Source organism: Variovorax sp. P4_D9, assembly GCF_056401695.1.
The window spans coordinates 1-7,237 of the sequence record NZ_JBFUIU010000459.1 but is presented as its reverse complement, the minus strand read 5'-3'; the positions used below and the strand labels follow the sequence as shown (position 1 = coordinate 7,237).

Sequence of the window (7,237 nt, the reverse complement as noted above, 5' to 3'; positions counted from 1 at the left end):
GCCCTTGGGTCCGCCTGATTCACCCACCGTCGGCACGTCGGGGAAGCTCGCGTTGCGCTGCGGCGCCGTCACCGCCAGGAAGCGCAGCTTGCCGGCGCGCTGCAGCGGACCCGCGGTGGCGGCACTGCCGAGCGCGAAGGCCAGCTCGCCGGTCGACACCGAGGTGTAGAGCTGCGTCGTCTCCTTGTAGAGCACGTGCTCCATCTGGATGCCGGTGGCGGATGCGAACAGCTCGGAACCGAGGTGAACCGGGTTGCCGATCGACCAGGAGCCGTAGTTGAGCTTGCCGGGGTTGGCCTTGGCGTCCGCGATGAGGTCGCCGACGGTCTTGTACTTGCTGTTGGTCGCGACCGTGAAGAAGAAGTAGGTCTTGAACAGCGGCAGCAGCGTGTCGAAGTCCTTCACCGGGTCGTAGGGCAGCTTCTTGAACAGCGCCGGGTAGGCGGCCAGGTGCACGTTGTCGAGCACGATCATGTCGTGGCCGTCCTTGGCGCCGCGCTTGAAGGCGTCAATCGCGATGAAGCCGTTGCCGCCCGGTCGGTTCTCCACCACCACCGGCTGACCCCAGGCGCGCGAGAGCTTGTCGGCCACCAGGCGCGCAACGCCGTCGGGACCGCCGCCGACCGGGAACGGCGTGATGATGCGCACCGGCTTGGTCGGGAACTGCTGCTGCGCGAAAGCACCCATCGGCAGCGCCGCGGCGGTCAATGTGCCGGCGGCCAGAGCGAGGCCGCGTTGAGCCAGGAAGCGTCGTGTGACTTGCATGTTGGAATGGTGAAGAAGAAGAAGAAGAAGGGAATTCAGTCGATGTAGCGCAGGCCGGCCTTCTCGAGCGGCTCGCGCATCTTGTACATGTCGAGCCCGAGCACGCCGGAGGCCAGCTTCTCGCGCTTGGCGCCCTCGTTGGCTTCACGTGCAATCGCGGCTTCGAGCGCCTTGGCGGCCATCGCCTTGGGCACGCAGACCACGCCGTCGTCGTCGGCCACGATCACGTCGCCGGGGGTCACCAGCATGCCTGCGCAGACCACCGGAATGTTGACCGAACCGAGCGTGGCCTTGATGGTGCCCTTGGAGGAAATGGCGCGGCTCCAGACTGGGAAGTTCATTTCCTGCAGCGTCTTCACGTCGCGCACGCCGGCATCGATGATCAGCGCACGGGCGCCGCGGGCCTGGAAACTGGTCGCCAGCAGGTCGCCGAAGTAGCCGTCGGTGCATTCGGAGGTGACCGCGGCCACCACCACGTCGCCGGGCTGGATCTGCTCCGCCGCAACATGCATCATCCAGTTGTCGCCGGGCTGCAGCAGCACCGTGACCGCGGTGCCCGACACCTGCACGCCGGGATAGATCGGGCGCATGTAGGGCTTGAGCAGGCCCACGCGGCCCATGGCCTCGTGCACCGTGGCCGAGCCGAGCTTGGCCAAGGCGTCGGCCGTGGCGCGGTCGGCGCGCTCGATGTTGCGATAGACGACTCCGAGTTCGTACATGGTCTGGTCTCCTTGGGGTTTCAGCGGCCCTTGGCCTTGAGCGCGGCGTCGAGCCGCGGGAACACGCGGCGCGCATTGCCTTCGTAGATCTGGTGGCGGTCGGCGTCGCTCAGGATCTTGCTCGCCGCGATGTAGCGCTTGGTGTCGTCGTAGTAGTGGCCGGTGGTCGGGTCGATGCCGCGCACCGCGCCGATCATTTCCGAGGCGAACAGCACGTTCTTGACCGGGATCACCGCGTTCAGCAGGTCGATGCCCGGCTGGTGGTAGACGCAGGTGTCGAAGTAGATGTTGTTGAGCAGGTGCTCGTCGAGCAGCGGCTTCTTGAGTTCCTGCGCCAGGCCGCGGAAGCGGCCCCAGTGGTAGGGCACCGCGCCGCCGCCGTGCGGGATCAGGAAGCGCAGCGTCGGGAAGTCCTTGAACAGGTCCGAGGTCAGGCACTGCATGAAGGCCGTGGTGTCGGCATTCAGATAGTGCGAGCCGGTGGTGTGGAAGGCCGGGTTGCAGCTGGTGCTGACGTGGATCATCGCGGGGATGTCGTACTCGACCATCTTCTCGTAGATCGGGTACCACTGGCGATCGCTCAGCGGCGGACTGGTCCAGTGGCCGCCGCTCGGATCGGGGTTCAGGTTGATGCCGACGTTGCCGTAATCCTTGACGCACTTCTCGAGCTCGGGGATGCAGGTCTTCGGGTCGACGCCCGGCGACTGCGGCAGCATCGCGGCCGGGATGAAGTGGTCGGGAAACAGCTGGCTGACCCGATAGCAGAGCTCGTTGCAGATCGCCGCCCAGGTCGACGAAGTCTCGAAGTCGCCGATGTGGTGGGCCATGAAGCTGGCGCGCGGGCTGAAGATGGTCAGGTCGGAGCCGCGCTCCTTCATCAGCTTGAGCTGGTTGTTCTCGATGGTCTCGCGGATGTCGTCGTCGCTAATCTTGAGATCGCTGGCCTTGGGCGCCTTGGATGGGTCCTTAAGGCCGGCGATCTGCAGGTCGCGCCAGGCGCCGAGGGCGGCAGGGGCGGTCGTGTAGTGACCGTGGACGTCGATGATCATGTCGTTGCTCCTGTGGTTTTGATCAGTTGAGGACAGAGAAAAAACTGCTGCGCAGTTTCTTGATCTGTCCCGCAATGTCTCAGGGTGGGTCCATGCCCTGGGCGCGCTTGGCGGCATCGGCCTCGGGCGAGGCCATGAAGGCCAGCATCGCACGCACCGTCTCGGCCTGAGCCGATCCGATGCAGACGCCGGCTGAAAAAGTGGTGACGATCTGAATCGCAGTCGGCATCGGGCCGAGCAGGTCGATGCCCTGCACGTGGATCAGTTCGCTGAGTTGCTGGAAGCCCAACTCGACCTCGCCGCGGGCCACCAGCGTGCCGACCGGCACGCCCGGAGGCGGCTGGACGATGCGCGCCTTGATCTCGTCGGCGATGCCCCAGCGCTCGAACAGCGCCGCCAGCGCGACGCCGCTCGGACCGGTGGAATAGCTGAGGCTGCGGGCCGCGAGCACGGAATGCCGAAGCGCCTCCTCGGAGCCGATATCCGGATGCGGCGCACCCGCCTTGACGGCCACCGCCACGCCCGACAGCACCAGGTCGGTCTTGCTGGCGGCCTCGATGCGGCCGGCGGCGATCAGCTTGTCGATCGCGTCGGAGGCCAGCACCACCACGTCGAAGGCCTCGCCGCCCTGAACCCGCTTGGCGGCGTCGACGCCGCCGACCGATTCGATCGCCGCCGTGACGCCCGAGCGCTGCTCGAAAGCGGCTACCAGATCGGCCAGCACCTGGCGGGTGGCCATCGACGAGATACCCTTGATCGCAGTCTTCTGCATGCTTTTCGCCTTGTCTCCAATGCCGGTGCTGCCGGCTCGATGGAGCGGATTTTGCGGCGGTATGGCCCTGCAGGATCTGCCATAAGCCACTAGCAGCTAGAACAAAACGGCATATCATCCAGGGCTGAGCCCGGAGAAGTCCCTTGGACCTGAAACAGCTGGCGTATTTCGTTCGCGTCGCCGAGCTGGGCAGCTTCACCCGCGCCGCGGTGGCGCTCAAGGTGGCGCAGCCCGCGCTGAGCCGGCAGGTGCGCCTGCTCGAGGTGGAACTGCGGCAGAACCTGCTGGTGCGCAACGGCCGCGGCGCCACACCGACCGAGGCCGGCCAGGTGCTGCTGGCGCATGGGCGCGGGATCCTGCATCAGGTGGAGCGCGCCCGCGAGGAGCTCGACCGAGTGCGCGGGTCGCTGGCCGGCCGGGTGGCGGTCGGCCTGCCGCCCAGCATCGCACGGGTGCTGACGGTGCCGCTGACCCGCGCCTTCCGCGAGCAGATGCCGCAGGCCCAGCTGTCGATCAGCGAGAACCTCTCGACCGCCATGCAGGACCAGCTGCTGCACGGTGGGCTGGACATCGCGGTGCTCTACGACGCCCGACCGATGCCCGGGCTGGATGTGCAGCGGCTGCTGGAGCAATCCCTGCTGTTGGTCGGCCGCCGTCCGCCCGGCCTGCAGGAAGACCCTCCGCCGCCGCCGCTGTCCCTGGCCGAGGTGGCCCGGCTGCCGCTCGTGATCCCGAGCCGGCCCAATGCGATCCGGATGTACGTCGAGTCGGAGATGGCCGGCATCGGCTGCACGCCGCGGGTGGCGCTCGAGATCGACGGCGTCTCGGCGATGCTCGACCTGGTCGCCGACGGCGCCGGGTTCGCGATCCTGTCGCGCAACGCGGTGATCCGCTCGATCAACCCCTCGGCCTACACCCTGCGCGAGATCGTGTCGCCGCCGTTGCGGATCCCGGTGTTCACCGCGGTCAGCGCATTGCGGCGGGCCACGCTGACGCAGCAGGCGACGCTGGAGCTGATCCGCAAGACCGGCGAGACGCTTCTCAGGGGCTGATTCACGGCTTGCCGCGCGCGGCCAGCAGCCGGTCGGCATAGTCCTGCCAGGTCGCCTGCTTGTCGAGCCCGTCGAAAACGCCGGCCCTGGCCTGGTCGGCCACCCACTGCTGCTTGTCGGCGATCGCCGAGCTCATGGTCGGCGCGAAGCCGGCCTCGTGCACCGTGTTCGCCGCCTCGCGCATTTCCTCGGCGCGGCGCTGGCCGTGCTGCACCACGCGGCTGAAGAAGTAGGCGCCCTGCCGGCTCCAGTCGATGCTCGGGAAAGTTTCCTGCAGGGTCGGCAGCACATGGTCTTCGACCCCGTAGGCGCGCGCGGTGGTGTAGCTCTCGATCACCAGCGCCTCGAGGCCCTTGATCATCACGCTGCGGCTCATCTTGATCGCGCTGGCCACGCCCAGGCGCTCGCTCACGGCCTTGGTGTCGAGGCCCCAGGCGGAGAGCGCCTCGGCCAGCTCGGCGGCGCGTTCGCCGCCCAGCAGCATCGGCACGCGGATTCCGTAGGGCGGCACCGAGGTCATCACGCCGGCTTCGACGTAATGCGCGCCGGCGGCTTCGACCAGCGCCGCGCACTGCTGCTTGGTGCCGGGCGAGGCCGAGTTGAGGTCGAGGAAGACGGTGCCCGGGCGCAGCCGAGGCGCCGCCTCCTGCGCCACGCCCAGCGTGTTCGAGGCGGTGACGGCGGAGATCACCAGCGTGCTGGCCTGGCACAGCGCGCCCATGGACGGGTGCGCCGCCACGCCGGCCCCGGCCGCGTGGGCCTGCTCGCCCGCCTGCTGCGCAGGGTCGATGAACTTCAGGTCCCAGGCGCCGACCGTCCGCACTCCGGGCTTGTCCTTGAGGCCGAGCGCGAAGGTCTTGCCCACCTCGCCATAGCCGATCAGGCCGATGTGTTCGAGCTGCATGTCCGTCTCCGTCCGAAAAATCTACTGGCGCGGAATGCCCGCGGCGGCGATCACGCCGCTCCAGCGGCGGATCTCGCTGTCGAGCAGCGCCGCCAGCTCCTCGGGGCTGCTGGCACGCGGCTGCACGTTAAGCGCAGCCAGCTGCTGCTGGACCTCGGGCGATGCCAGCGCCGCGCGGACTGCGCGGTTGAGCCGATCGATGCGCTCGCGCGGCGTCTTCGCCGGTGCGGCCAGCGCATTCCAGGAGCGCACATCGAAGCCCTTGATCCCGGCGCTTTCGGCCGCCGTGGGCACGTTGGGCAGGGCCGGGTTGCGCTTCTCGCCCATCACGGCGATCGCGCGCAGCGCCTTGCCGGTGATCTGCGGCATGAGCGGAGACAGGATCTCGACTCCGGCGTCGACCTGTCCGCTGCGCAGCGCCGTCAAGACCGCCGGCGTGCCGTTGAAGGGCACCACCTGGGCATCGATGCCGGCCCGGCTCTTGAACAGCTCGGCCGCCAGGTGCTGGGTGCTGCCGACGTTGACGGTGCCGATGTTCAGGGCGCCGGGCCGCGCCTTGGCGGCCGCCACCAAGTCCGCCAGGCTGCGCAGCGCCGAGCCCTCGGGCACCACGATCGCGAGGTCGAAATAACCCAGCAGCGAGATCGGCGCGAAGTCCTTGCGGGTGTCGAAGGGCAGGCGCTTGAAGAGGCCCTCGCTGACCGCCGTGCCGTTGCTCATCAACAAGAGCGTGAGGCCGTCCGGCGCCGCACTGGCCACCGTCGTGCCGGCCACCACGCCACCGGCACCGGGGCGGTTGTCGACGATCACGGGCTGGTTCAGCTGGCTGGCCATCGCCTTGCCGACCACGCGTGCCGTGAGGTCGGCGACCCCGCCGGCGCCGAAGGGGACCACCAGCCGGATCGGCTGGGTGTCGCGGCTGTCGGCCTGGGCGGCGAAGGGGCAGGCGGCGGCTAGGCCGAAGGCTGCCAACGAAAGAAGAAGCGGTCGGCGCTTCAAGTGCATGGACAATTCCTTCTGCTTCTGGGGCCGCCAGTGTAGGCCGATGCTCTTGCCAAGCCGATCCGATGCGCTGCTCTTTTCCAGATGAATGCGCGTCTCTATCAAGAGCTTGAGCACCTGAGTGCCGCCGAAAAGCGGGCCCTGGATGAAGCCTTGATTCTCAGCGCCGACAGCGAAGCCTCCGCCCCGTTGGTCACCGAAGCTCAACGCGCTGAGCTTCGGTCGCGACTTGCGCGCCATCGTGCTCATCCGGAAGAATCAGGCATCGGGTTTTCGCAGCTCAAGGCGCAGCTCCTCGGCAATTCGCGCTAGGCATGCTTTTTGAATTGACGTCCTCCCCGCCCTTGAAGGACGAGGATTCCTGCTGAGGCGGCCTGCGCGTTACGCACGGCCTGCCTCTTCGGTGGGTTCCTGCTTCGCCGGGGCTGCGTGCTTCGTCCTTGCGGACGCTGCGCGTCTGACCACCCCTCCACAGGCAGCGGGCTTCGAAGAAGAAGCCCAGACCGCGTGCCCCGCGGCCAGAATGTTCTTTGCGGCGTTGACGTCCGCATGCTCTGTGTGGCCGCAGGCCACGCAGGCGAAGAGCGCCTGGCTCTTTCTGCTTTCTGCCGCCTCATGTCCGCAGACGCGGCACGTGCGGCTGGTGTAGGCCGGGTTCACGGCCAGCACCTGGCCGCCGTGCGCGGCTAGCTTGTATTCGAGCTGGCGCCTGAACTCGCCCCAAGCGGCGTCGAGGATGCCGCGGTTGAGGCCCGCCTTCTGGCGGACCTTCCTGCCAGGGAGCTGCGCGCTGCCGCGCGCCGAGGCGGTCATCGCCGCAACGCGCAGGTCCTCGATCGCGATCACCGTATGCTCGGCCGCCAAGCCGCTCGTGAGCTTGTGCAACCAGTCGTTGCGCTGCTGCGCGATGCGCCTGTGCAGCGCGCGCAATTTTACGACCGCCTTCTTGCGAATGCACGAGCCCTTGACCTTGC

The 7,237-nt window shown here is 68.0% G+C and carries 9 protein-coding genes; 2 read left to right on the top strand and 7 right to left on the bottom strand.

The window, feature by feature from the left end; genetic code table 11:
• From AC1DY5_RS35095 to AC1DY5_RS35080, 4 genes are all read right to left on the bottom strand, one after another.
• Positions 1 to 765 (bottom strand): Bug family tripartite tricarboxylate transporter substrate binding protein (locus tag AC1DY5_RS35095; RefSeq protein ID WP_478119041.1); only part of this gene is annotated, 765 nt, incomplete at its 3' end.
• Positions 766 to 800: 35 nt separating this feature from the next.
• Complete coding sequence (gene ligK, locus AC1DY5_RS35090; RefSeq protein WP_478119039.1) at positions 801 to 1,484, bottom strand: 4-carboxy-4-hydroxy-2-oxoadipate aldolase/oxaloacetate decarboxylase; 684 nt, start codon at positions 1,482 to 1,484, stop codon at positions 801 to 803.
• 20 nt (positions 1,485 to 1,504) lie between these two features.
• Complete coding sequence (locus AC1DY5_RS35085; protein WP_478119038.1) at positions 1,505 to 2,533, bottom strand: amidohydrolase family protein; 1,029 nt, start codon at positions 2,531 to 2,533, stop codon at positions 1,505 to 1,507.
• Between the two features lie 79 nt (positions 2,534 to 2,612).
• Complete coding sequence (locus AC1DY5_RS35080) at positions 2,613 to 3,305, bottom strand: substrate-binding domain-containing protein (RefSeq protein WP_478119037.1); 693 nt, start codon at positions 3,303 to 3,305, stop codon at positions 2,613 to 2,615.
• Positions 3,306 to 3,448: 143 nt separating this feature from the next.
• Between AC1DY5_RS35080 and AC1DY5_RS35075 the strand changes: the two genes are divergently transcribed.
• Entirely contained in the window at positions 3,449 to 4,357 is a 909-nt protein-coding gene (locus AC1DY5_RS35075) for a LysR substrate-binding domain-containing protein (RefSeq protein WP_478119035.1), read from the top strand.
• Position 4,358: 1 nt separating this feature from the next.
• Here AC1DY5_RS35075 and AC1DY5_RS35070 read toward each other — a convergent pair whose 3' ends face one another.
• Complete coding sequence (locus AC1DY5_RS35070; RefSeq protein WP_478119033.1) at positions 4,359 to 5,261, bottom strand: DUF1932 domain-containing protein; 903 nt, start codon at positions 5,259 to 5,261, stop codon at positions 4,359 to 4,361.
• 21 nt (positions 5,262 to 5,282) lie between these two features.
• Positions 5,283 to 6,266, bottom strand: coding sequence for a Bug family tripartite tricarboxylate transporter substrate binding protein (locus tag AC1DY5_RS35065; RefSeq protein WP_478119031.1), 984 nt, complete (start codon positions 6,264 to 6,266; stop codon positions 5,283 to 5,285).
• Positions 6,267 to 6,347: 81 nt separating this feature from the next.
• Here AC1DY5_RS35065 and AC1DY5_RS35060 point away from each other — a divergent pair, with 81 nt between their 5' ends.
• Complete coding sequence (locus AC1DY5_RS35060) at positions 6,348 to 6,575, top strand: addiction module protein (RefSeq protein ID WP_478119029.1); 228 nt, start codon at positions 6,348 to 6,350, stop codon at positions 6,573 to 6,575.
• Positions 6,576 to 6,644: 69 nt separating this feature from the next.
• On the opposite strand, the gene AC1DY5_RS35055 is transcribed toward AC1DY5_RS35060, so the two are convergent.
• On the bottom strand, positions 6,645 to 7,237 hold a 593-nt coding region (locus tag AC1DY5_RS35055; RefSeq protein WP_478119027.1), incomplete at its 5' end, for an RNA-guided endonuclease InsQ/TnpB family protein.

Coding starts and splice junctions, on each gene's coding strand:
- ligK (WP_478119039.1), bottom strand. CDS start 1,484: ATGTACGAACTCGGAGTCGTCTATCGCAACATCGAGCGCGCCGACCGC.
- AC1DY5_RS35085 (WP_478119038.1), bottom strand. CDS start 2,533: ATGATCATCGACGTCCACGGTCACTACACGACCGCCCCTGCCGCCCTC.
- AC1DY5_RS35080 (WP_478119037.1), bottom strand. CDS start 3,305: ATGCAGAAGACTGCGATCAAGGGTATCTCGTCGATGGCCACCCGCCAG.
- AC1DY5_RS35070 (WP_478119033.1), bottom strand. CDS start 5,261: ATGCAGCTCGAACACATCGGCCTGATCGGCTATGGCGAGGTGGGCAAG.
- AC1DY5_RS35065 (WP_478119031.1), bottom strand. CDS start 6,266: ATGCACTTGAAGCGCCGACCGCTTCTTCTTTCGTTGGCAGCCTTCGGC.
- AC1DY5_RS35060 (WP_478119029.1), top strand. CDS start 6,348: ATGAATGCGCGTCTCTATCAAGAGCTTGAGCACCTGAGTGCCGCCGAA.